This window comes from Acinetobacter sp. TUM15071 (assembly GCF_008980925.1).
Classification (GTDB): Bacteria; Pseudomonadota; Gammaproteobacteria; order Pseudomonadales; family Moraxellaceae; genus Acinetobacter; species Acinetobacter dispersus.
The window spans coordinates 388925-413253 of record NZ_BKGB01000001.1 but is presented as its reverse complement, the minus strand read 5'-3'; the positions used below and the strand labels follow the sequence as shown (position 1 = coordinate 413253).

The 24329-nt window shown below is 41.8% G+C and carries 20 protein-coding genes and 1 other RNA gene; 19 read left to right on the top strand and 2 right to left on the bottom strand.

Going from position 1 to position 24329, the window contains the following annotated elements:
• Positions 1 to 124: 124 nt before the first annotated feature.
• From GBI66_RS01840 to GBI66_RS01815, 6 genes are all read left to right on the top strand, one after another.
• Positions 125 to 622 carry a thioesterase family protein gene (locus GBI66_RS01840; protein WP_151714972.1) on the top strand — a complete coding sequence of 166 codons (498 nt, stop codon included), beginning with the start codon at positions 125 to 127 and terminating at the stop codon, positions 620 to 622.
• 126 nt (positions 623 to 748) lie between these two features.
• A complete protein-coding gene (locus GBI66_RS01835) occupies positions 749 to 1546 on the top strand; it encodes a class I SAM-dependent methyltransferase (RefSeq protein WP_151714971.1) in 798 nt (265 codons plus the stop codon).
• A gap of 201 nt (positions 1547 to 1747) precedes the next feature.
• The gene (antA, locus tag GBI66_RS01830; protein WP_151714970.1) at positions 1748 to 3163 is read left to right on the top strand and encodes an anthranilate 1,2-dioxygenase large subunit; all 1416 of its coding nucleotides are present in this window, start codon (positions 1748 to 1750) and stop codon (positions 3161 to 3163) included.
• 3 nt (positions 3164 to 3166) lie between these two features.
• Positions 3167 to 3658 (top strand): anthranilate 1,2-dioxygenase small subunit, encoded by a 492-nt coding sequence (antB, locus tag GBI66_RS01825; RefSeq protein WP_151714969.1) that lies wholly within the window; start codon positions 3167 to 3169, stop codon positions 3656 to 3658.
• 6 nt (positions 3659 to 3664) lie between these two features.
• Positions 3665 to 4714, top strand: coding sequence for an anthranilate 1,2-dioxygenase electron transfer component AntC (antC, locus tag GBI66_RS01820; RefSeq protein ID WP_171494248.1), 1050 nt, complete (start codon positions 3665 to 3667; stop codon positions 4712 to 4714).
• A gap of 178 nt (positions 4715 to 4892) precedes the next feature.
• Entirely contained in the window at positions 4893 to 6227 is a 1335-nt protein-coding gene (locus GBI66_RS01815; RefSeq protein WP_151714968.1) for an MFS transporter, read from the top strand.
• 54 nt (positions 6228 to 6281) lie between these two features.
• On the opposite strand, the gene GBI66_RS01810 is transcribed toward GBI66_RS01815, so the two are convergent.
• Entirely contained in the window at positions 6282 to 7268 is a 987-nt protein-coding gene (locus GBI66_RS01810; protein ID WP_151714967.1) for an AraC family transcriptional regulator, read from the bottom strand.
• Positions 7269 to 7742: 474 nt separating this feature from the next.
• Between GBI66_RS01810 and GBI66_RS01805 the strand changes: the two genes are divergently transcribed.
• From GBI66_RS01805 to GBI66_RS01785, 5 genes are all read left to right on the top strand, one after another.
• The gene (locus tag GBI66_RS01805) at positions 7743 to 8891 is read left to right on the top strand and encodes an HlyD family efflux transporter periplasmic adaptor subunit (RefSeq protein ID WP_151714966.1); all 1149 of its coding nucleotides are present in this window, start codon (positions 7743 to 7745) and stop codon (positions 8889 to 8891) included.
• 6 nt (positions 8892 to 8897) lie between these two features.
• Complete coding sequence (locus tag GBI66_RS01800) at positions 8898 to 10424, top strand: DHA2 family efflux MFS transporter permease subunit (protein WP_151714965.1); 1527 nt, start codon at positions 8898 to 8900, stop codon at positions 10422 to 10424.
• Positions 10425 to 10731: 307 nt separating this feature from the next.
• A complete protein-coding gene (gene ggt, locus GBI66_RS01795) occupies positions 10732 to 12726 on the top strand; it encodes a gamma-glutamyltransferase (RefSeq protein WP_151714964.1) in 1995 nt (664 codons plus the stop codon).
• A 158-nt stretch (positions 12727 to 12884) separates the two neighbouring features.
• Positions 12885 to 13243: a transfer-messenger RNA gene (ssrA, locus tag GBI66_RS01790) on the top strand.
• Between the two features lie 179 nt (positions 13244 to 13422).
• Positions 13423 to 14559 (top strand): tyrosine-type recombinase/integrase, encoded by a 1137-nt coding sequence (locus GBI66_RS01785; protein ID WP_151714963.1) that lies wholly within the window; start codon positions 13423 to 13425, stop codon positions 14557 to 14559.
• A gap of 114 nt (positions 14560 to 14673) precedes the next feature.
• On the opposite strand, the gene GBI66_RS01780 is transcribed toward GBI66_RS01785, so the two are convergent.
• Positions 14674 to 15690, bottom strand: coding sequence for a hypothetical protein (locus GBI66_RS01780; RefSeq protein WP_151714962.1), 1017 nt, complete (start codon positions 15688 to 15690; stop codon positions 14674 to 14676).
• A 491-nt stretch (positions 15691 to 16181) separates the two neighbouring features.
• Between GBI66_RS01780 and GBI66_RS01775 the strand changes: the two genes are divergently transcribed.
• From GBI66_RS01775 to GBI66_RS01740, 8 genes are all read left to right on the top strand, one after another.
• Entirely contained in the window at positions 16182 to 17135 is a 954-nt protein-coding gene (locus GBI66_RS01775) for an inovirus-type Gp2 protein (protein ID WP_151714961.1), read from the top strand.
• A 67-nt stretch (positions 17136 to 17202) separates the two neighbouring features.
• A complete protein-coding gene (locus tag GBI66_RS01770; RefSeq protein ID WP_151714960.1) occupies positions 17203 to 18123 on the top strand; it encodes a hypothetical protein in 921 nt (306 codons plus the stop codon).
• Between the two features lie 652 nt (positions 18124 to 18775).
• Positions 18776 to 19942 (top strand): hypothetical protein, encoded by a 1167-nt coding sequence (locus GBI66_RS01765; RefSeq protein WP_151714959.1) that lies wholly within the window; start codon positions 18776 to 18778, stop codon positions 19940 to 19942.
• 165 nt (positions 19943 to 20107) lie between these two features.
• Entirely contained in the window at positions 20108 to 20485 is a 378-nt protein-coding gene (locus GBI66_RS01760) for a hypothetical protein (protein WP_005314467.1), read from the top strand.
• Positions 20486 to 20584: 99 nt separating this feature from the next.
• Positions 20585 to 20884: a hypothetical protein gene (locus GBI66_RS01755; protein ID WP_151714958.1), complete on the top strand. Its 300-nt coding sequence runs from the start codon at positions 20585 to 20587 to the stop codon at positions 20882 to 20884.
• A gap of 54 nt (positions 20885 to 20938) precedes the next feature.
• Positions 20939 to 21994 carry a DUF932 domain-containing protein gene (locus tag GBI66_RS01750; RefSeq protein ID WP_151714957.1) on the top strand — a complete coding sequence of 352 codons (1056 nt, stop codon included), beginning with the start codon at positions 20939 to 20941 and terminating at the stop codon, positions 21992 to 21994.
• A 175-nt stretch (positions 21995 to 22169) separates the two neighbouring features.
• A complete protein-coding gene (locus GBI66_RS01745; RefSeq protein ID WP_151714956.1) occupies positions 22170 to 23297 on the top strand; it encodes a YqaJ viral recombinase family protein in 1128 nt (375 codons plus the stop codon).
• A gap of 85 nt (positions 23298 to 23382) precedes the next feature.
• Positions 23383 to 24279 carry a hydrolase or metal-binding protein gene (locus GBI66_RS01740; RefSeq protein WP_151714955.1) on the top strand — a complete coding sequence of 299 codons (897 nt, stop codon included), beginning with the start codon at positions 23383 to 23385 and terminating at the stop codon, positions 24277 to 24279.
• The last annotated feature ends 50 nt before the right edge of the window (positions 24280 to 24329 follow it).

Below are 24329 nucleotides of genomic sequence, written 5' to 3'. Positions count from 1 at the left end.
TAAGTCAGGCTAGGGAGAGCTTAGCGCTGTTACCCAATTACAGAACCCCGCTATTGTAGCCCCATATTTTTAGATTTGTGCAAAATAATGGAAAGTTATTCTTTCCATTGAGTGTAGGCCGCGTATGAATGATGTAAAGAAAAACTGGACTGGGAATATTCAGCTAGGTGCCAAGGCAGATCACCAAGTGGTCTTGAAACAGCTGTGTAAGGCATTCAATGCCTGTCCATTTTTTAAATACAGTGGCATGGTCATGCGAGTGGTCGATGATCAAATTGAAGCCTATGTGGAGATGCAGCCAGAACTGGTCGGGAATCTGGCATTTCAGATTTTACATGGTGGCGTGGCTGCCACGATTCTGGACAGTATTGGTGGTGTGGCAGCCATGGAGCAGCTCTATCGCCGCGCCTCACCAGAAGATTTGCCTGATACCATCAAAAAAGTATCACGCTTAGCCACGGTAGATATGCGGGTGGATTATCTGGCGCCAGGGCGTGGTAAATATTTTATTGCGCGTGCCGAAACCTTACGTTTGGGACGTAAAGGATGCACTATGCGCATGACCATGGTTAATGATGAAGGTAAAGCGATTGCAACCGCGATTGCGTCTTATGCCTATTAATTTAGATGGCACAAGCTCAGCTGTCTTTTAGGCAGTAGCTTCTGTCCTGAACTCCGCTTCCTTTTTTCGCATTGATATCGTATTTCTATCTTGAACGATTTAAGCGTCAGAAAAGGGAGCTTCATTGTGGCAAAGCCAATCCATCATTTCGATTTTCTCAGCCATAATCGTGCAGCTTGGGATCAGCAGGCGAGAGAACAGCAAGCTTGGTCACGTCCCGTCAGTCATGAACTGATTCGCGCAGCACGTCATGGTGATTGGGAGCTACATATCACTTCAAGACCATTATCCAAAGCATGGCTCGGTGATATTGTCGGAAAAAAAATTCTGTGCTTAGCCTCTGCAGGTGGTCAACAAGCACCTGTGTTGGCGGCTGCGGGCGCGAAAGTTACGGTCTTTGATCTTTCTGATCAACAATTGCAGCAAGACCGAATGGTTGCGGAACGGGAAGAGCTTTTGCTCAAGACCGTGCAGGGAGATATGTGTGATTTGCAGGCATTTCAGGATGCTGAATTTGATCTGATCATCCAGCCGATTTCAAACCTGTATGTTGCCGATGTTGAAGCGGTATGGCGGGAATGCTATCGGGTACTCAAACCGCAAGGGGTTTTGATCGCCAGTTTTTATAATCCTGTGGTTTTTATTGCAGATCGCAATCCTGAATATGCCAAACAGGGGCTGATTCGCCCGATTTATAGATTACCTTATTCCGATCTTCAAGATCTGGGTGCAGAGGCACTCAATGCCAAACTGCAAGCAGGTGAGGCAGTGGTGTTTGGACATAGCCTAACGGATTTAATTCAGGGGCAACTGGCCGCAGGTTTTCTTATTCAAAGCTTTTATGAAGATGATCAACCACAACCACGCTTTTTAGTGGATCAATTTATGCCAACCTTTTTGGCAACACGGGCGATTAAAAATTAACGGCCTATCTTCCCTAAAATATCATTCGATAAGTCAGATTGAGGTAGGAATATTTCCACCTCAATTGGCTTCATTATCTTGCAATAGAGCAATCCCCAAATAATTCCCAAACTGGATAGAGATCTGGAAAAAGTGGATAGAGCTGAGCCATAAATCAGGCTTCAATCATGAAAAGGTTTTTATGGATTGGAGGAGATAAAAATGGCTCCACGTAATATTGCAGAATGGCAAGATTTCATCACAGGATGTTTGGATTTTCGCCCGCAAGAGGGTGTATTCCGTATCGCACGCGAGATGTTCACAGAAGCTGAGCTTTTCGATTTGGAAATGGAGTTGATCTTTGAAAAAGTATGGATTTATGCCTGTCACGAAAGTGAAATTCCCAACAATCATGACTTTTTAACGGTTCAAATTGGACGTCAACCACTGATTATTAGCCGCGATGGCCAAGGTCAACTGCATGCCATGGTCAATGCCTGTGAGCATCGTGGTGCAACCTTAACCCGTGTGGCCAAAGGCAATCAATCGACCTTTACCTGTCCGTTCCATGCGTGGTGTTATAAGTCTGATGGCCGTCTGGTCAAGGTCAAAGCACCTGCTGAATATTGTGAAGATTTCGATAAGTCGAGTCGTGGTCTCAAACAGGGACGCATTGCCAGCTACCGTGGTTTTGTTTTTGTCAGTCTGGATACACAAGCCACAGATACCCTTGAAGACTTTTTGGGGGATGCCAAAGTATTCCTCGATTTAATGGTGGAGCAGTCGCCAACAGGTGAGTTGGAAGTCCTGCAAGGCAAGTCTGCCTATACCTTTGCAGGAAACTGGAAGCTGCAAAATGAAAATGGTCTGGATGGCTATCACGTCAGTACCGTGCACTATAACTATGTCTCAACCGTACAACATCGCCAACAGGTCAATGCGGCCAAAGGCGATGATCTGGATACCTTGGATTACAGCAAATTAGGTGCGGGCGATAACCAAACCGATGATGGCTGGTTCAGTTTTAAAAACGGTCACAGTGTCCTATTCAGTGACATGCCAAATCCAGCCGTGCGTCCTGGTTATGACACGGTGATGCCTTATCTTCTGGAAAAATATGGTGCTAAGCGTGCGGAATGGGCCATGCATCGACTAAGAAATCTAAACCTATATCCAAGCTTATTCTTTATGGATCAAATCAGTTCTCAACTGCGGATTGTCCGTCCTGTGGCGTGGAATAAAACCGAAGTGATTAGTCAATGTCTGGCAGTAAAAGGCGAGTCGACTGAGGCACGTCGTAACCGCATTCGCCAGTTTGAAGACTTTTTCAATGTTTCTGGCTTAGGTACGCCTGATGATCTAGTGGAGTTCCGTGAACAGCAAAAAGGCTTCCAAGCATGTTTGGAGCGCTGGAGTGATATTTCTCGTGGACAGCATAAATGGTGTTATGAGCTGACGCAGAATGCACAGGATCTCGGGATTCAACCTGTGATCACGGGTCGTGAACTGACGCATGAAGGCTTGTATGTTAATCAGCACGGTCAATGGCAGCGCTTAATGCTGGATGGCTTAAATCGCAAGGCCTTAAAAATGCAGGATATTACCTACCAGTTAGATACTGTGACAGAGGAGGTCTAAGCCATGACTGCTGAATTACATTTTGCTGTTTCACAATTTTTATATCAGAAGTCTGAACTGTGTGATCGCTATGATTGGGATGCCTATCTGGAATTGTATGATGAAGATAGCGAATATCACATTCCACAATGGATTGATGACCATCGATATGTCGAAGATCCGAATCAGGGCTTGTCTTATATCTATTATGCTGATCGCTCAGGTCTGGAAGACCGCGTATTTCGTATCCGTACCGGCAAAGCCGCATCGGCCACACCATTACCACGCACCCAGCACAGTATTCAAAATGTACAGGTCAAAACTCTGCCAGAGGGTTTGATTGAAGCCAAAGTCGGTTGGAGCACTTTATATAACCGTCAAGGACTGGAAGGTTGTTTCTATGGACATGCCACTTATCTGTTAAGACCTATGGCAGAAGGATTCCGTATTCGCCGTCAACACACGATTTTGCTGAATGACAAAATTGATTCGGTCTTAGATTTTTATCATGTTTAAGGGAGCATCATGATGGGACATTCAGTTGCACTTAATTTTGCCGATGGCAAAACCTTTTTTATTTCAGTCCAAGAGGATGAGTTACTGTTGAATGCTGCCATTCGTCAGGGCATCAATTTACCATTGGATTGTCGTGAAGGCGTGTGCGGGACCTGTCAGGGCCAATGCGAAACTGGTATCTATGAACAGGAATATGTCGATGAAGATGCCTTGAGCGAGCGTGATTTGGCTGAGCGTAAAATGCTGGCCTGCCAAACACGGGTCAAATCCAATGCTGCCTTTTATTTTGATCATAGCTCCGAGATGTGCCATGCAGGTGAAACCTTAAAAATTGCCAGCAAAGTGACTAAGCTTGAACTGGTGTCTGAGACTACCGCCATCTTGCATGTCGATGCCAGTTCATATACCAAGCAACTTGAGTTTCTGCCGGGTCAATATGCGCGTTTGCAGATTCCTGAAACAGAGGATTGGCGTTCTTATTCCTTTGCCAATCGCCCCAATCCAGACAATCAACTGCAATTTTTAATTCGTTTATTGCCTGATGGGGTGATGAGTAATTATTTACGTGAACGCTGCCAAGTCGGTCAGACCATCATGATGGAAGCACCTTTGGGCAGTTTCTATTTGCGTGAAGTGCAACGACCATTGGTGTTTATTGCAGGTGGCACAGGTCTATCCGCCTTTTTAGGTATGCTAGACAATATTGCCGAGCAAGCCGATGCACCTGCGATTCAGTTGTATTACGGCGTCAATCAGGCAACCGACTTATGCGAACAGTCACGTTTACAGGCCTATGCAGAACGAATGCCACATTTTAACTATCAACCCATCGTCACCCAAGCTTCAGAGACTTGGAAAGGCAAAACAGGTTATATCCATCAGCATCTGAATCGGGAGCAACTGGCAGAACAGGCTTTTGATATGTATTTATGCGGGCCACCGCCGATGATCGAAGCGGTCAAAAGTTGGCTGGATGAGCAAGCATTAACGAATTACCGTCTCTATAGCGAGAAGTTTTTACAAAGCAATAGTGCACGTATTGCACTTGATGCTTAATAGAGAAAGGGATGGAACATCGTAATGACCATCCCTTTTTTCATTCATCAAAAACATCATCCTCAACATTAAAAATATGGGATGCATGCAGATAATTCTGAAGGGGAGATTGACTGCAGATATTTAATTGATCCAACCAACAGAAGTTTTAACAGAATTTGCTTTTAAGGGAATAAAGATGAAGACAGTTGATGTTAATACAGTAATCAATCGTGACCGCTTATCGCCATTGCAATGGCTGGTATTTACACTGGGTTTCTTGGTGTTTTTTTGCGATGGTTTAGATACAGGAATTATTGGTTTTATCGCACCCGCCTTATTGGATGATTGGGGTATCAGCAAGCCTGAATTGGCACCTGTACTCAGCGCGGCACTGGTGGGGATGTCGATCGGTGCAATTATTTCAGGGCCATTGGCAGATCGGTTTGGACGCAAAGGGGTGATTGTATTCACGACCTTATTATTTTCCTTATTTACCATCTTGTGTGGTTTTGCTTCTTCCACGCAGGACTTGATGATTTACCGCTTTATTACCGGTGTGGGTTTGGGTGCAGCGATGCCAAACATCAGTACCATCGTTTCTGAATATATGCCTGCGAAACGCAAAGCCTTTCTGACTGGTTTGGCGGGTTGTGGATTTATGTTGGGAATTTCCTGTGGTGGTCTGTTGTCTGCCTATTTGTTGGAAAATCTCGGGTGGGCCAAAGTGGTGATTTTGGGTGGCATTATTCCGTTGTTCCTCGTGGTGGTGTTATTACTGAAATTGCCAGAATCAGTCCCGTATCTGATTAAACGAGAGCAGCAAGCGAAAGCGCAACAGATTTTGGCAAAGATTCAAGGTCATGCATTTACCGACACCGTTAAAATCGAGTTGCCACACCTTGATGTAGATCGCAGTGAAAGCCCAGTCAAAACAGTTTTAGGCAAATATCTGTGGGGTTCTGTGATGTTATGGCTGTGCTGTTTTATGAGCCTTTTGGTGTTCTATCTGCTAACCAGCTGGATGCCAACCATTTTAAAAACCGCAGGGTTCAGTACACAACAGTTTAGTTTAATTGCCGCGATTTTCCCTTTTGGTGGGGTGATTGGTGCTGTCATCATGGGCTGGTATATGGATAAACTGAATCCAACTCTGGTGATTAAATATGCTTACCTGACTGCATTTATCATGTTTATTGTTGCAGGCTTCGTCAGTTCTAGCATCCTATTGCTTGGCATCAGTATTTTCCTGATTGGGGCATTGCTGACAGGCGCTCAATCATCATTGCTACCTTTGGCAGCATTATTTTATCCGTCGCAATGTCGTGCGGTTGGGGTATCTTGGATGCATGGGATTGGTCGCGTTGGTGCCATCTTTGGGGCATTCTTTGGTTCTTATATTTTTACTTACGAGATTAGCCTTGGCGGAATTTTCTATTTGCTGGCCTTGCCGACCTTTATTGCTTTCATTGCCTTGAGTTTAAAAGCCATGCGTCAGAACAACAAAGCCAATCCAGTGTTAAGCACCAGTTAATTAATGGATAAAAAAGCCCAGTACGTTGACTGGGCTTTTTTTATTTAAGAATGTTCACTCATGTTTATTTCGGGTTTCGCTCGGTTTTTCTCCAAATTCATCTTTATATTCCTGAGCGAAGCGGCTGAGATGATTAAAGCCCCAGTCATAAGCCAGTTTGGAGATGGAAATTTTTTGATGTTTGGCGGTATTACTCAATATTTTATAAATTTGTTGTAACCGATATTTACGCAGATAGGCCATCGGACTCAGACCATAGTGCTGCTGAAACTCTGCATAGAGTTTGGATTTAGACACACCTGCCAACGTGTGTAAGCTTTCGGCATTGAGGGCTTCATGGGCATGCTGAATGATAAAGTTTTTTACTTTGCGCAGGTATGCTGGCTCGCCTCGGTTGCAACGTTCATGTAAGGCTGCAGAATAATTATTTTCCTGAGATAGCAGCAGGGCTTTAATCACAAAATTTTCATAGTCCTCAGAAAACATGGGTAGACCTGAAAAGTCGGCATAGTGTGATTTTAACTGTAAAAAGTTTTCAATATTGTTCCACCATGCCTGCATCAAGCCAGTCATCGATAATGAAATTTCAGGATTAAATACGATGGCTTCTTCAATCGGTTGATTCAGCAGTTCGGACAGGACCAGTTGCAGGCTATTTTCAGGAATCACCACCTGAAATTTTTGACAGTCCTGATTAATAACCAAGTCCTGTAAATCTTGATTGGAGACAATCAAACCCGTTTGTGCGTCGGATTGGTATTTTGCGCCACGGATACTCAGCGTTTGTTTGCCATGAAAGGGCAGGCTGATGCTATAGGCTTTCAGGTTGGCAATATTGATGGCGACATTGGCGCCATAACTGATGGTTCCGATCGCCATTTTTTTATGCGGTAAACGAATCCCGTCATAATGAAAATCGAGTGTTTCTCGACATAGGGTATCCAAGCGGTGTTCACCACAGATCATTGACATCAGATCTTGAGCAAAATCGGCCTGATGCGAATGATGGATAAGATCCATATTTCGGCTGAGTGATGTCATCGTCCTTTCACCTGGCTAAGTGTTTGTTGTTTTAGCAGCAAGAAAAATGCCATTCTGATCCATAAATGACCGCGTTTTTCTCGCGTGGAAGAATGGGTTGCTGTGCAAAAAATCATTATTCCACCTGAGTTCATTAGAACAAATCCAGCCAAATACACAAGCCTATTCCACATATATCTTCATGCTTTATAGGTATGTTAAGCATTGCTGTATCAGAGAGGATTACGAAAATCTCTTGCTTAGAACCCAAACTTTAAGTTTCTTATCATCGTTAAAATATCAATTTATAAGAATTGAACGCATCAGTTATTTTTTTTAATCTCGTCATGTGATTTTTTATCGTTAAAATGCGAAATGGTTTTTGTTCTTATTTTTCATTTTTGGTTTTTTAACCTTCAGTTAAGTTTTCAAAATTAAACTGATCGGCTGATTAAACCAAAAGTTAAAAATCTCTTTAATTTTCAGGAATAACTTATGACTGACGCTCAAGCCAACCAACAGGATGCTGCTTCAGATTCGGCATCAGATGATGCAATGAAAGCAAAACGTAAAAAATTCCTCGGATTTTTCGCACTCATTCTCATTCTCGCTGCAATTCTGTATGGCATTTGGGTGTTATTCTTTAATCATTCGGTCAGTACCGATAATGCTTATGTCGGTGCAGAAACTGCACAAATTACCTCAATGGTCAGCGGGCAAGTGGCTGAAGTCTTGGTCAAAGAGACTCAACAGGTCAAACAAGGCGATGTATTGGTACGTATTGATGAACGTGATGCCAAGATTCAATTGGCACAAGCGCAGGCAGAACTGGCTAAAGCGCAACGTCAATATAAACAAAGCCAAGCCAATAGCAGTTCTTTAAATTCTCAGGTTGTGGTTCGTAATGATGAAATCACCAGCGAACAGGCACAAGTGACCAAAGCACAAGCTGATTATGATCGTGCTGCATTGGAATTGAATCGTCGTAATGAACTGGCTGCATCGGGTGCAATCTCTAAAGAGGAATTAAGCAAGGCACAAAGTGCGGTTTCAACAGCAAAAGCAAGTCTGGATTTGGCTCAAGCAGGTTTGGCGCAAGCAACATCAAGCCGTAAAGCGGCTGAAAGTACTTTTGCTGCAAACGAAGCCTTGATTCAAGGGGTGAATGAAGCCTCAACGCCTGATGTATTAGTGGCGAAAGCACATGTGGAACAAGCCGCATTGGATTTAGAGCGTACGGTGATTCGTGCGCCTGTTGATGGTGTCATCGCCCGCCGTAATATTCAGATTGGACAACGGGTTGCGCCTGGAACCGTAATGATGTCGGTGGTGCCTGTCTCTGCACTGTATGTCGATGCCAACTACAAAGAAAGCCAATTGGCGAAAGTCAAAGCAGGGCAGAAAGTGACTTTACGCTCTGACTTATATGGTGATGACGTGGTTTATCACGGTACGGTACAAGGTTTCTCAGGTGGAACAGGAGCAGCGTTTGCCTTGATTCCTGCACAAAATGCCACAGGGAACTGGATTAAAGTAGTACAGCGTTTACCTGTGCGTATCAGCCTTGATCCGAAAGAACTTGCAGAACATCCATTGCGTGTAGGGTTGTCGATGCAAGCGGATATTGATCTCGCTTCGAAGTAATCAGCCATGAAAACGCAAAATCCATTTGCAGAACTGAGTGGCGGGCGCTTAATACTTGCCGCGTTTGTGATCGCCCTTTCAAATTTTATGGTGGTACTGGATACCACCATTGCCAACGTGTCTGTGCCTCATATTACTGGGAACCTTGCGGTTTCCAGTTCACAAGGGACATGGGTGATTACCTCCTATGCCGTTGCAGAAGCGATTTGTGTACCTTTAACGGGTTGGCTCGCTGGCCGCTTTGGCACAGTACGCGTGTTTGTTTTTGGGCTGATTGGCTTTACCATCTTTTCCTTCCTATGTGGTTTAGCGACTTCGCTGGAAATGTTGGTATTTTTCCGTATCGGACAAGGTCTGTGTGGTGGGCCACTCATGCCACTTAGCCAAACCCTATTGATGCGGATTTTCCCACCTGAAAAACATGCGCAGGCAATGGGGCTCTGGGCAATGACTACGGTGATTGGGCCGATTCTCGGACCGATTCTTGGCGGACTCATCAGTGATAATCTGTCTTGGCACTGGATTTTCTTTATCAATATTCCTGTTGGTATTTTCTGTGTTTTAGCGGCAATACGTTTGTTATCGGTTGCTGAAACCAAAACTGAAAAACTGCGGATCGATGCGATTGGCTTAGGCCTGTTAGTACTTTGGATTGGTGCATTGCAATTGATGCTTGATCTGGGGCATGAACGCGACTGGTTTAATAGCAGCAGTATTATCATGCTGGCCTTGATTGCTGTGGTTGGCTTTATTGTCTTTATGATTTGGGAGCTGACCGAAAAGCATCCCGTGGTCAATTTGTATGTGTTCCGACATCGGGGCTTCGCCGTGTCGGTATTGGCTTTGGCCTTTGGTTTTGGTTCCTTCTTTGGCAGTATCGTGCTGATTCCTCAGTGGCTCCAGATCAATTTGGGCTATACCGCCACATGGGCAGGCTATCTCACCGCTACCATGGGCTTCGGTAGTTTGACCATGTCGCCAATTGTGGCGAAGCTGTCGACTAAATATGACCCACGGGCCTTGGCCAGCTTTGGTTTGGCACTGTTGGGTGTTGTGACCCTGATGCGTGCCTTCTGGGTCACAGATGCGGACTTTATGGCTTTGGCTTGGCCACAAATCTTGCAAGGTTTTGCGGTGCCATTCTTTTTTATTCCGCTGTCGAATATTGCAATGGGCTCAGTTTTGCCACAGGAAATGGCATCGGCCGCAGGTTTGATGAACTTCCTGAGAACCATGGCAGGGGCGATTGGGGCTTCAATTGCAGTCACCATTTGGGATGATCATGCCAAAGTGGCACGTAGTGAAATGGTGAATAACTTACATCCGCAAGAAGTACAAAATACTTTATTGCAGAATGGTTTCTCTTCTGATGCGACACTTGCCACGATTGCCAATCTCGTTGATAAAGAGGCGATAACGATGTCTGCCAATCATGTATTTATGCTGTTGGCGATTGTGTTTGTGTTTGCCAGTGCTCTGATCTGGATGAGTCCAAAGCCAAAAGGCAATACAGGTGGTATGCCCACTCACTAAAAACTCTGAACTAAAAGCACCTCTAAGTAGGTGCTTTTTTTATGTATAAAAATAGTGTTTTGGCTTGGAATTGATAGATTTTGCCTGTTTTTATACAGAGAAAGCGTGCCAGAATCCAGTTCAAAGCGATAAAGGTTGCATTGTAATCACAAGGAGGGACATTACCAGGCATAGAAGATAAAGCCTATAATCATTGAATATTATTAAAAGTTTATTTTTATCAAATATTAAAACCTTCACACCTGAAAATAAAGAAACTAGCATGACATTTGCATGGATAGGCAGGTATATATAATGGAGTTATCACGTGAATCATAGATATTCATTTTTTTTCAGCAGCTTATTGGCTGTTGGTGTATTACAGGGATGTGGAAATGACGCCTCATCAGATCAATCAGGCAAAGATTCAAATACAGGACAACCTTCAAAACCCAATCTGATTATTGATCAAGACCCTAGCAGTTGTAGCAAACTTGCACAGGATGGCTCGAGTGTCGTGGTGGGTTCCAATCAGAATGGTGATCCAGCAGCACCTGAAGGTGCGTCGGGTTATCGATTAAATAATACGGTGAAATATGCCGATAAATATATGGTGGTGGCGAACACGACATTGGCAGTAAAGGCAGGCTGTGAAATTTTAAGGGCAGGTGGAAGTGCCGTCGATGCCGCAGTTGCTGTTCAAGCAGTATTGGGTTTAGTAGAACCACAATCTAGTACCATCGCGGGTAGCGGTTTTATGATGTATTACGATGCGAAAAGTAAAACCGTCACCGCATATGATGGGCGAGAGACTGCACCTGCTGCGGCCAATGAATACTATCTGATCCGACAAGATATACATGATCCTGCATCTCCAGTACCTGTGCCAAGTACCCGCCGTAGTGGACGTTCGATTGGGGTACCTGGGGTAATGCGTTTATTGGAACAGGCGCAGCAGGAACATGGCAAACTGAAATGGGATCAGTTGTTTAATCAAGCTATTGATTTGGCCGATCATGGCTTTCGAATTCCTGGACGTCTAGCCGATGCGATTGCAAGTAATGCAGGTCATTTGGCCCTTGATGCTAATGCAGTCGCAACCTATTTCTATCCAGATGGCACACCGCGTAAAGTCGGTGAGACCATGACCAACAAAGCGTATGCCAAAACCCTTGAAGCACTCGCAACTCAAGGCGCAAAAGCCATGTACAGTGGGCCGATAGCACAGAATATTGTGGCGAAGGCGGGTCAAACGGTCGGGGATGATGCAGCTCGTACACCAATTACCCCAAGCTTAATGACTTTACAGGACTTATCTAATTATCAAGTTAAAAAACGAACGCCAATCTGTAGCACTTACCGTGATCGTTACTATGTCTGTACCATGCCACCGCCATCATCAGGTGGAATTGCAGTTGCACAAACGCTGGGCATTTTAGAAAATTTTGAGATGAGTAAATATCCACCGCAAAATCCAGAAAATGAGGGTGGGATCCCGGATGTTATGGGCGTGCATTTGGTTTCGGAAACAGAACGCTTGGCCTATGCAGACCGTGATAAATATGTTGCAGACACTGATTTTGTGCCATTACCAGCGAAAGGTATTGCGAGTCTGATTGATAAAAATTATTTAAAACAACGTGCTGCACTGATTAATCCGAACCAAAGTATGGGCGTCGCGCAGGCAGGTCAATTCGGCTCAAATGCAGGTGTTGATACGACAGTAGAGCATGGCACCACTCAGTTCACCATTGTTGATGCGTATGGCAATGTGGTTTCCATGACATCGACAGTTGAATCGAGTATGGGGTCATTCCATATGGTGGATGGCTTCTTGTTATCAAATCAATTAACTGATTTTAGTGCTAACCCTGTCGATCAAACAGGTGCATTGTTGGCGAATCGAGTCGAAGGTGGCAAACGCCCACGCAGTACCATGGCGCCCACTTTAGTGTTTAAAGGAACCACAGCAGATGAGTTTTATATGGCAACGGGTTCACCGGGTGGTGGGACCATTATCCAATATGTGGTCAAAACCTTGGTTGGTGCATTGGACTGGAACCTGAATGCACAGCAGGCGACTTCATTGGTGAACTTCGGTGCGACCAATAGCCCAAACACCAATATTGATAGCTCAAATGACCAGTTATCCTTGCTTGAACTGATTGAAGGTTTAAAGGCAAAAGGCCATGGTATTTCCAATACAGCACAAACCAGTGGTATTGCGATGATTATGAGAGTCAAAATTGATAATCAAAGCAAATACGCGGGTGGGGTCGATCCTCGCCGTGAAGGCATTGTGCTAGGTAATGGGGCTTTATAAGCCAAAATTAAGAAGCTGCCCTTGTGGCAGCTTTCTAAAACCAGCCCTTGAAAAAGTAAGTTCCGCAACAATATAGGGTTATAAGCGCATATTTTGCTCGATGCTTAGAAATTAAGATTTAAATTCTAGTCATCTATGCTATGATTGCGCTGTACTTTGGGGATGTTCCTGGCTTCGACGCTGGTGATGAAACTCATAGATGCATGCCGAGAGCGCATTTCCTCTCGTAAATCAAATTTGCATTTTTTAGTCGCAAACGACGAATCATACGCTCTAGCTGCCTAAGGGCAGCTTGTCCGCCTCTCTGAATACTTGTGGTTAGAGAGTCCGACTGAAGCGCACGCACACAAGTCCGTATAAAGCCAAGCCTCGGGGCTTTGTACTAAACTTAGAGGATCGCGATTTGTACCCTGTTCGTCGGGTCACAAAGAGTTAAAATAGTAGACGATATCTAAGCATGTAGTATTCTCGGGCGTAGTGCTGGCGGACGCGGGTTCGACTCCCGCCATCTCCACCAAAATATTATTCGGGATTGTTCGATCCGATATGAAAAAGCCTTTAAGTTCAATACTTAAAGGCTTTTTTATTTGCCTGTTTGTCCGATATCATCTGATATGATTTGACCTCATTTTTGCTTTTTAAGGGTCAGAATTGGGACAATTTGACCCACAAGATTTAAATGAGTGGACAGGAAAAATGGCACTAACTGATGTGGAATGCAAAAAGGCATTACCTAAAGAAAAGCAATATCGATTATCAGATTTTAATGGGTTGTCACTCATCATTGATCCGAAAGGGAGTAAATATTGGACGGTTCGATTTACGGTTGATGGACAAAGAAAATCTAAAGCCCTAGGGCAGTATCCTGATCTAAGTTTGAAAAAAGCTCGTGAAATTGCTTTAAATATAAAATATAAATTTTCTCGTGTAGAAACGGTTGATGAGTTAAAGCCACTTTTTAAAGAGGTAGCAGAAGAGTGGTTTGAAAATCAAAAAGAAACATGGTCTACAAAGCATATTAGCAATGTCCAAGCATCATTAGATGAATTGTATATAGGACTTGCCAACAAGCGAATTAATCAAATTCAAGCTCCTGAAATTTTGCAGGTTATTAAGAAAATAGAGGCAAGAGGCTCTCTTGAAATCGCCAAGCGCACCTTATCACGTTGTGGTATGGTCATGAAATATGCCATAGCTCATGGCTATAGATTCGATAATCCTGCAAGTGATTTGGTTTATGCACTCAAGAATAAAAAAGTGAAGAACTTAGCATCATTATCAGAAAGTGAAATGCCCGAATTCCTTAGACGCATCAAAACCTATCCAGCAGATGCTCAAACCCATCACGCAATTATTCTGGTCATGCTTACTGGCGTTCGAGTAAGTGAATTACTGCAAGCGCGATGGGATGAATTTGATCTAGATGAGCGTAAATGGGACATCCCTGCTGAGCGTATGAAGAACGGTTTACCCCATCGTGTACCCTTAACAGACATGATGATTAGTGAACTTCAAGCATTGCGTCTGACACATAATCAAGATCTGTTATTTCCACATCGACTAAATAACAAGCAAGCTATGCGTAGCGAATCAATATTGGCTGTAATTAAACGTTCAGGCTATGCAGGTCGAATGACTACACATGGGTTTCGATCTTTATTTAGTACCGTAGTGAATGAATCGAATTTATTCAATCCTGATGCGATTGAACGTCAGCTTGCCCATGTGCCACAAAATAGAATTCGTTCAGCTTATAACCGTGCCCAGTATTGGGATGAGCGTGTGAAAATTATCGAGTGGTATGGTGAGCAAGTAAAAAATTGGTTAACTTAAAATTATGTGAATAATTTAATAATATTAAAAAACTAAGCAAAAATCTTCTCCAATTTTGCTTAGTTTTTTTTATCTAAAAATTATCGATATTATTTTATTTAAATTCTTCTAAAGTTAATAGAGAGTTTTACCATCCTTAGTTGCTACCTCATGGAACTTTTCATCTATAAGAGTTTCAATTATTTTTTGTTCTTTCATATTCATCAGTTGACTGAGTTGTTGTAGTTGTCTAATGGACTCTTTTGTTAGTGGTAAGTGATGCGGTTTTTTTGTTTTTCCTTCATCTCTGAATTTTTTCTGAGACCAGCTTTTTTTTATCTTTTCAACAAATAGATTACGAGAGGCATAGTGATCAAAGTTGAAACTACTTAATCTGAGTAGGATAGAAGAATACAAATCTGTGGTCGCGATGGCATTTATTAGGTCAGGTTTATAGAATGGAGCAAAGGGTATTTTTTTTAATAAATAATCATTTATCCATTCTAATTGCTCAGTATTTTTTTTATCTATCCATTTGTTGAATTTAATCTCAAAAAGATTTTTTGAGTTATATTCATTTCTTGCTGAGTCTAAGAAACATATTTTTTGATGGAGAGTTGTGTTGGATGTATCTAAGCGGTAGATAAAAGTATCATATAAATATTTACTTTCTTTTCTAAATAATACAGTGATGGGTGTAGTAATTAGTTTAAGTTTTTCTTCATTATAGTTGTTTGTTATGAATTTTCTGTCGTAAATAGCATTGTAGATTTTTTTGTTATCTATTTTAGTGTAGCCGAGAAATGGAGATTTATATTCATTTAATCTATCAATTAACCAATAATTTATTAAGTTGTTATCCTTTGGAATCCATGAAGTATATTCTTCTGGTAATATTCTATTTTTAATAATAATGTGGGATTTTTGAATAAAATATTCTTTTTCATTTTGAATTGCGGCTAAACCAAAATAATCACTTTTTATTTTATCTATTGGTGGGAGTGTTGTGTTTTGTAGTTGTGAAATAACATTATATTCCTGATTGAATTTTTTAATTTCATGAAAATATGCACTCCATAATAATTCATAGCCTCTATCATTGATATCCTTAAGATATTCATTATATTTTTTTTGAATTTCTTCAATATTCATACATCATTTCCTATATCTATCTAAGTTTATTTCATCGTGTTTCCATAAAAAATTCAATGATTTTTAGTAGGTTTAAAGAATAATTTAAAAAAAATTTTTGTGGAATTTTTGTAGTGTTTTTGATGTTGTATTTGTTGTAAGTGATTGATATATATTGGTTGATATAATTTTTTTGTAGATTTTAGGTTGATTTTTAAATTGTAAATATTGATGTTTTATCTTAACTTTAGCTTCAACATAAGTCACCCTGATCAAGGGTGGCCTTGTACAAATTACTTTGTCTGCAAGCCTAGCCTTGCATAAAATGAGTTCGGCTTAGAGGGTATTAAATATTATCTATTAGAATTAAATAAATAGAATTAAAAGAATATGACCAATTCTAAAATGGGAGGTGAGGTTGTTATTTGGCAGGTGTCAATTACATATATCTACTCAATATAAAAAATACATTAGTTGCTATCACTATGAATCTATTCTAGTGAGTCAACTCCATGTTTACCTCAGTTAATGAACCTGCAACCTTAATCCGTATTGAGAAGCTTATTCATACCCTTGTTCATCGTGGACATAGGGATGAGACGTTAGTCATTGAACTGGTAAAGATTATTGAAGCATTCAGATTGTGTTACCAAGAAGAATATTACTACAGTCCATTGATACGGGATTTTATAAAGGTTTGGACTCTGATAACTGTTCTATGCACAGAGATGCAGAGTAGTAATTTGTATTATGTAATTTCTAAGAACCTTATAGATATACGTGCTGCACTCATCTGTAACTATCGGTTATCGGTACAGGAAATTCAGGACTATAGGCGTCAAGAAGTAAAGAATACGGAGTCATTACGCGAATACCTTAGCGATCTATTTAATCACTACGCGCGTCTTTTAGTGGTAAGGGTTGACCTTAAATATAATAAGAGTGTGAGAGACCAGATTTCATTTGAGCTATTTTCTCAGCACATGGAAATATTACGTAATCGTATTTCAAATAAGGATGGCTGTTTTAAGGGCGTAGAGGGGTTTGCTTGGGCATTGGAACAGGGGGCTGATTTGGGTGGTTATCATTGTCATCTATTATTACTGTATCAAGGGGCGAATCATCAAGATGGATTTCGACTTGGTCAAATGGTTGAGGCTAAGTGGCAAGAGATTACTCAAGGAGAGGCTAAATCACAAGAGAACACTAAAAATATAGGTAAGGCGTTTATTGTAAATGATGCTAGATATCTACAAAAGTTCAAGGCTAATAACACTATAGGAGTCGGTATGGTGTATAGAGATGATGCCCATTTAGTTCATTGTGCAATTGCTACGGCTTTGTATTTAACTAGACCTGAAAAGTCAGATCAGTATCTCAGAGTTAAGCTAAGTGAAAGCCAAAAAACATTCGGAACAGGGCAGTATAGAACTCGTTATCGTCGGCGGCTGAAGTCAGGGCGCTAGTCTAAGCAATTTAAAAAAATACGCCAAACACCTTCCTATGCAATTAAATCGCATAGGAGTTTTTGCAATGAGCTTTTACGAAGTCGAACATCAACATGCCACTCGTTTAGAACAAAATCTACAAGAGTTCTATCAACAAGCGCGTTTTGAGAATTCAGCGTTAGATATGCAATATTGGCATGAGGTTTTTTTAGATACGTTGCCTGATTGGAAACCATTGATGCACTATAAAGAATTGGAATTCGATCTGTGGATTTCAATTCTAGCCTATTGTTATCACGCAACATTGTGTGATCTCAAACTTGTGTACCTACCTAGTGAAGATGTTGAGCAGATCAAAGTTTTCATTGCACTATTGCTGGAAAAGTTACGGGTGGTGTATACCAGTGTTCAATTCTTGGAAACGATAAAGAAAGATAACGAGGAGCATGCAAAGCGTATTCGTAAATGTATTGAACAATATGATGCAATCACCATACATCAACATCATCTCAATACACTCAAATGCTATTTCACCTATCAGTCGGATCAAATCCCTTTAGTCTCGATTTGTGACGTTGCTAAGCATGTAAGTCTTTTTGAAAAAAGGATTCAGAATAGTGCTTTGATTCAAAATGGTTGTTTATTTCTTTATCGCAAAGTATTGCGCATCCCTGAAACGAATCAGTATGTGTGTGCTTACTTTCTGACATTTAATGGCAACGTGCTTAAACAAACAGAAATGCTTAGTCAGCAACTCAATCAGGAATGGTTAATTGTAACCTATGGTAATGGTTTGGTGCTCGATTCAAATTCGGATTTACCATGGGAAGAGCGAGATGATAGCTTCCTTACCTTATTTGAGGGAATGGATGATATTCGTGATGATCTAGAAGGCATGAGACGAAATGAGTTTTACAGTGTAGATGATAAGGCGACACGGTTAAGAGTACGCCCTCGAAAATTTCAACAATTCTTAGCTAAGCCAGTCAAAGGCTTTAATTTTTAAAAGTATCTTTTAATCAATGGATACACTGCTTATCAAATCAACATCAATCAATTCGCTCAACTTTGTCTGCTTGACGGCAGGCAGAGTGGGGGCTATCCTTTCGATGCTGACCTACATCGTCAGTGGGTTTTAGCAGACCCTATAAACAAAGACAGTAGTTAAAAGTTTACTTTTATCTGCTGTGGACCCGTTCGTCCCCCATTCTCTTTATGGCAGGCGTTTGGGGGACGCGCTTGCGCGTGCTGGTTTCTTTGTTTACCAGTCTGCTAACCCCCATTCGTTCTGCCACCATTATTTAGCAGTGATTTTGGTAGAACTTCTTTAATAAACAAAGGAGTCGCCCATGCGTCTATATATTCTTAATTTCTCATTCTTCTCTATACCCCAGTGCTTTATACGGCTTTTCCATTGTTAGGCCAATAACAGCTACGCAAAACAATAATTTTATCTGGGGTAAGCAAATAAAGGATGAGCATCCTCTGTTTGTCTGTGTGCTTGGATCATTTTACTGATCAGCCGTGGAAAGTTCATTTCCCTATGAATATTCACACCTGAATAAAACACAGTACTCCAATAAAGAATCAAACAAGGATTGGCGCAATAGCCTTACAGATGGCGAGCGTTCATTCAAAATAAAAGAGAATGATTCACCATGACAACGAAACTAAAGTATCTACCTCTATGTATTTTGTTGGTCAGCTTGGCGGCATGTTCAAGTAAAGATAAGCACGAGAACAATCAAGCCATAGAAGACCAAACCCAAGAAAATACTGTGAGCCTTGATGCAATCAATGAAAAATCAGCCGTTATTATTGCCAAAGACAAATTGAGCGCAGACCAAAGTTGGCAGCAAGCAGAATCCAAAGTGCTTTTTCCTGATCCTAAAATCTTTTATCCCAAGCAAAGGGAGTCACTGGATTTCTCAGAAACTCCGAATGTGGTTAACGATTTTTCATTTCTAAAAGACTACGAACGAGTCAAAAGTTTACTTAATCTAAATCGAGATCAGATTTTTGTGATTGGAGACAAGGATCGAGATACAGAGGAAAATAATGTATTACTTGATCTGAGCACCGATGAATACTTTAAATATGCCAATAATCTAGCGATCAATTATATTCGTTATTTAAAGTCACCGAACATTCAGCCTAAGCAGGAATTTGAAAAAACGCAGGACTATGACAATCGAGTCAAACAGGCACAACTAGACGCTGAAAATAATGCCATTGATTATGACGTGGAGCTTTTACAGAAAGCACTGAACCGAAGTGTAGAAGATATTAGCCTTGCGCTATCTAATCGTGCTTATCACTATGATCCTGATACAGAGCAATTGTCTCTAGACTTAGAACAAGAAAATAAAAGTGGCAGTTCAATGGTGGTCTCTAAAATCCTGATTAAAGTCCAACCTGATTTAGCAAAGCTGATTGTTGAAAACCTCACATTACTTAAGATGGGCTATGTTTTTAACTTCCATGACAATAAATTGCATCTTGAAGGAATATTTTTCTACTTCAATCAAATCAGCAAAGCCAACAGAAGTGGTGATCCCGTAGAAATGCGAGCGAATATTACGCCTGTATTTAAACCACTTGAGTTTAAGCAAAAAAGTGCCATGCATACACTGGTCGCTAGTTCTGAACTGACTGACAAACTAGCGGCAACACCCTTTAAGAATATTATGACGTCTCCACTTTGGAACTTCAAATTTGGATTAGAGAACTATCTCTCACCTGAAGATTTGATCAAGAAATATCAGAAACAACAGGAACAAGAACAAGTTCTATCTGAACCTGTGCAGGAAAGCAGTGCTTTATAAGGATGACAGTATGCTCAACCACAGATTGGTATGAATATTCTCTCAAAATAAAGAAACTTCAAATACATATTACCTCTATGAAGCATGAGCACGAAGCCATGACACCCAGATGTGTGGCGCTGCTCAACATCAAATCAAGGTAAATCCAATAAAGGAAATATTGTTGTGAATATACTTAAAAAATTAATGCTGTCTGCTGTTATCACACTACCGTTGACCTTATCAGGCTGTGGTACGTCAGGCTTCAATCCCGATCGTATGGAAGTCAATCTCAATACGGAATATAGCGAAGGAGGTTTATATAACCGAACCTATGTGATTTTAACCCTCCGTTCACTGGACTCTGAACCAATTACCTTAAATAAGGTTGATGTGAATAACGGACGCTGTAGTTATACAGGTCGATACAATGATCCGATCAAGCTGCCTGCCTATTTCCAGATTGGGCAATCTTTACAGCTTTACTTGAGATGTTCCTACGATGCTGTGGTGAAGGTCGATATTGAGACTGATCAAGGTACAGCAAGTTATAGCTTTAAATAACAAACCGAAAGCACACATATCAACCATGCCTAATAGGCATGGTTTTTTATGCCTGAATCAAAAGTTTCAAACATTTATACCTATATACAGGACTTCGTGATGAGCACCGTACATTGTCCTTATTGCCATTCTGAACAGGTGATTCTCAGAGAATCCCAGCCGAATGGTCCGCAGTATTTTGAAAAGATCCTAGATGCATTTTCACCACCAGCAATGGCTGCATTGGGTATCAAACTGGCAAAAGAAGCAGGTATTCCTCCGTATATCGGTGGGCTGATTGGAGTGGTGGTCGGTGGAACACTAGTCCTGGTCAGTCAGCATTATTTCTATCGCCATTATAAATCTGCTCAACATTACCACTGTCTGCAATGCGGACAAGACTTTGCTGTAGCTGCTTAAGCTTCATTCAATTTTATTTTTAAACAACTTCACTTTTATAGAGGAATTATTCCTATGGCACATTTAGTTGAAAGCATGGCATTTGTAGGACAAACCCCTTGGCATGGTTTGGGCAATCAACTTACTCCAAATCAACCGATTGAGGTGTGGGCAAAGCAGGCAGGTATGGACTGGCGGATTGAATCCTCAGATGTCAGCTATATGGCTGAAAACCACAAACAACAAAACCTGATCTTGCCTTATCAAGAGCAAAGAGTCCTGTACCGTTCAGACACGCATGAGCCTTTATCTGTTGTGAGTCAACGCTTTCAGGAAGTGCAACCCCAAGAGATTCTAGAATTTTACCGAGACCTGACTGAACAATCGGGCTTTGAGCTGGAAACTGCTGGGGTGCTTAAAGGCGGCAAGAAATTCTGGGCATTGGCGAAGACTGGACAGACCTCAGCACTCAAAGGTAAGGATGTGAGTAATGGCTACATTCTTTTAGCTACGGCTTGTGATGGCACATTGGCAACCACGGCTCAGTTCACCAGTATCCGTGTGGTATGTAATAACACTTTGGCGATTGCACTCAAAGGACAAAATACCAGTGCAGGTGTGGTTAAAGTGCCGCATAGCACCAAGTTCGATGCTGAGAAAGTCAAACGGCAACTGGGTATCTCAGTTCGCGCATGGGATGAACACATGTATGAAATGAAACAACTGAGTCAGCGTAAGGTGACTCAACAGGAAGCGGCAGCCTACTTCGATGCAGTATTTAACAACACCAACTTGAGTGCGGTGGAACAGGATGAAAGTATTATTCAGTTCTATCGAAATGCAGCTATGCCAAATCAAAGGAATGCCTCAGTAAGCAAAACTGAGAATAAAACTGAACCGAATGGACGTGCCATGTCTAAAGTCATGACAATGTTTAACGGACATGGACGTGGAGCAGAACTAAGTTCAGCCAAAGACACAGCTTATGGTTTACTGTGCGCCATTACTGAATTCACAGACCATGAACGTCGAGCGATGAGTAAGGATCATCGGCTCGATTCCGCTTGGTTTGGGGCAGGGGCAGCAATCAAGCAACGAGGTTTGGAACAGGTCCTCCGAATGGTGGCTTAGATCAGACATTCTAAAACTTCGAATCTATTAAGTTTGATTTAAGTCACCTCCATTAGCCTAAGCAAACTGTAACACCGTACAAGCACAGCAACACCTTTAGCCGCACCCTCAGATGCGGCTTTTTTTATGCCCAAAATTCAGCTTTTACGATTTTACTCATACAGGAAGAATTGCAATGAATAGCAATACTCAAATTCAGAACACGATAAATCAACCACCCTTACAACCTTATGTACCAAACTTAAATCAACCCACTCAACAGGTTGAGGCAGGAACTCGCCCCAAACGTGACCGACCAAACAAACAGCCACGAAAGACCAAAGCTCTGACAGCGAAAAGACTCGCCAACACCAAGCAAATGAACTACCAGCAATGGCTAGAAGTTAGAAAACAAGGTATTGGCAGTAGTGATGCAGCAACGGCCTGTGGACTGAATCCTTATATGTCGATGCTGGAACTGTGGATGATTAAGACAGGTCGGATGCAACAAAACATCGAGGACGAAAGTGTAGGCTATGCACCGTTGTACTGGGGCAAGCAGTTAGAACCCTTGGTGGCTGAATACTACACTATGCACACCAACCACAAAGTTCGTCGAGTTAATGCCGTGCTACAGCACCCTGATGAAGACAAACACTTTATGTTGGCGAATTTAGATTATGCCGTGGTGGGCAATGGCGAAGTTCAAATATTAGAGTGTAAAACTGTAGGGGAATATGGATCAAAACTATGGCGAGATGGTGTACCACTGTATGTCCTTTGCCAAGTTCAGCATCAACTGGCAGTGACAGGCAAACAGGCTGCACATATCTGTGCCTTGATCTGTGGGCATGAAACCAAAATCTATAAGGTGACGCGTAATGAAACGGTGATTCAGCACATCATTAATGCCGAACGCCATTTTTGGCAATGTGTGGAATCAGGAATTCCACCAAGTGTAGATGCCTCTGCCTCAGCAGCCAAGGCCTTACAACAGCTCTACCCAGAGCAGACTCCATTAACAGTAGAAGACCTGACCCAGAATGAACAAGCCAACTACTTATTTAATCAACTGTTAGAGGAGCGACACAAAGTTGAACAACACCAACAGTATTTTGATGAGCTGAAACATCAACTACAAATGATAATGAAAGATGCCGAGCGAGCAGTGTTTACAGGTGGTTCAGTGACGTGGAAGAAATCACAAGACTCAATCAGTCTAGATAGCAAATCCCTTCTTAAACAGTATCCTGAATATCTCCAGCAGTTTCCACAAACTAAAGCTAGAACAAGACGCTTTCAGATTTATCCAAACGGTGGATAACTCACCACCTATCCACAGCCGAAAATCCCATGATCAAAAATCATGGGATTTTTTTATGTTCAATTTTTATTGAAAGGAAATCACTATGATTAAAGGTCTCGCAATCACACCACCCGTACTCGGTCGTATCAGCATTGGCAAAATTGTAGAAAAGAATGGTAAACGACTACCTGAAAAGGATGATCAATTTACCATTACTAGTCAAATTCAAGGAAAGGATGGGTGGATCAAGCATCCCTTGGATGAACAACTACGGGTCAAAGCACAAAACCAAAAACTCAGAACCATACCAGTAAGAATGATTTTCAATGATCCTGAACTAAATTTAAGGGCAGAGTACAGTTTATTTGACCGCCAAACTGGCCGTTTAATTTGCTCAGGAAATGGGGAAACTTGTCAAAGACTTGGACAAAATGGCATTGAACAATATCCATGCCCATCACCTGATTTATGTCCATTGGCTCAAGGTGGGCTCTGTAAGCCTTATGCGCGGCTGTATGTGAATTTAGATGAGTCGGATGAATTTGGCACATTCATCTTTAGAACAACTGGTTTTAATAGTATTCGCACTTTGGCAGCACGATTACGTTATTACAGTGCGGCATCAGGTGACTTACTTTCTTGTTTGCCATTGCAACTCACTTTGAGAGGCAAAAGCACCACGCAAAGTTATCGTACTCCAATTTACTACGTGGACTTAACTTTACGTGATGGTGTTAATCTGCAAGAAGCGATTAGCTCAGCCAAACAGATTGATGAGCAGAGCAAGGCAACTGGGTTTTATCAGGAAGCTCTAGACCATGTTGCACGACAAGGCTATGGTAATGCTAGTTTTGAGGTGGGAGGTGAGGAGGGCTTGGATATTGTTGATGAGTTTTACAACGATGAACCCAAACCAGATTCACATCAGCAAACGCAGGGCCTGACCCATGTTCAGGATATCCAGAAAGGGTTACAGCATTCAGTTCAGGCTTTGAATTAGATGAGCTTGGACAACATTGGACTGCGTAAAATTTTACTGGATTGGCCTAT

What these genes read in the sequence shown, in the direction of transcription:
- GBI66_RS01780 (WP_151714962.1), bottom strand. Translation starts at nt 15,690, where the DNA reads ATGAATATTGAAGAAATTCAAAAAAAATATAATGAATATCTTAAGGAT.
- GBI66_RS01750 (WP_151714957.1), top strand. Translation starts at nt 20,939, where the DNA reads ATGGCACATTTAGTTGAAAGCATGGCATTTGTAGGACAAACCCCTTGG.
- GBI66_RS01810 (WP_151714967.1), bottom strand. Translation starts at nt 7,268, where the DNA reads ATGACATCACTCAGCCGAAATATGGATCTTATCCATCATTCGCATCAG.
- antA (WP_151714970.1), top strand. Translation starts at nt 1,748, where the DNA reads ATGGCTCCACGTAATATTGCAGAATGGCAAGATTTCATCACAGGATGT.
- GBI66_RS01765 (WP_151714959.1), top strand. Translation starts at nt 18,776, where the DNA reads ATGACAACGAAACTAAAGTATCTACCTCTATGTATTTTGTTGGTCAGC.
- GBI66_RS01815 (WP_151714968.1), top strand. Translation starts at nt 4,893, where the DNA reads ATGAAGACAGTTGATGTTAATACAGTAATCAATCGTGACCGCTTATCG.
- GBI66_RS01785 (WP_151714963.1), top strand. Translation starts at nt 13,423, where the DNA reads ATGGCACTAACTGATGTGGAATGCAAAAAGGCATTACCTAAAGAAAAG.
- antB (WP_151714969.1), top strand. Translation starts at nt 3,167, where the DNA reads ATGACTGCTGAATTACATTTTGCTGTTTCACAATTTTTATATCAGAAG.
- GBI66_RS01745 (WP_151714956.1), top strand. Translation starts at nt 22,170, where the DNA reads ATGAATAGCAATACTCAAATTCAGAACACGATAAATCAACCACCCTTA.
- GBI66_RS01740 (WP_151714955.1), top strand. Translation starts at nt 23,383, where the DNA reads ATGATTAAAGGTCTCGCAATCACACCACCCGTACTCGGTCGTATCAGC.
- GBI66_RS01755 (WP_151714958.1), top strand. Translation starts at nt 20,585, where the DNA reads ATGAGCACCGTACATTGTCCTTATTGCCATTCTGAACAGGTGATTCTC.
- GBI66_RS01840 (WP_151714972.1), top strand. Translation starts at nt 125, where the DNA reads ATGAATGATGTAAAGAAAAACTGGACTGGGAATATTCAGCTAGGTGCC.
- GBI66_RS01800 (WP_151714965.1), top strand. Translation starts at nt 8,898, where the DNA reads ATGAAAACGCAAAATCCATTTGCAGAACTGAGTGGCGGGCGCTTAATA.
- GBI66_RS01805 (WP_151714966.1), top strand. Translation starts at nt 7,743, where the DNA reads ATGACTGACGCTCAAGCCAACCAACAGGATGCTGCTTCAGATTCGGCA.
- GBI66_RS01770 (WP_151714960.1), top strand. Translation starts at nt 17,203, where the DNA reads ATGAGCTTTTACGAAGTCGAACATCAACATGCCACTCGTTTAGAACAA.
- GBI66_RS01775 (WP_151714961.1), top strand. Translation starts at nt 16,182, where the DNA reads ATGTTTACCTCAGTTAATGAACCTGCAACCTTAATCCGTATTGAGAAG.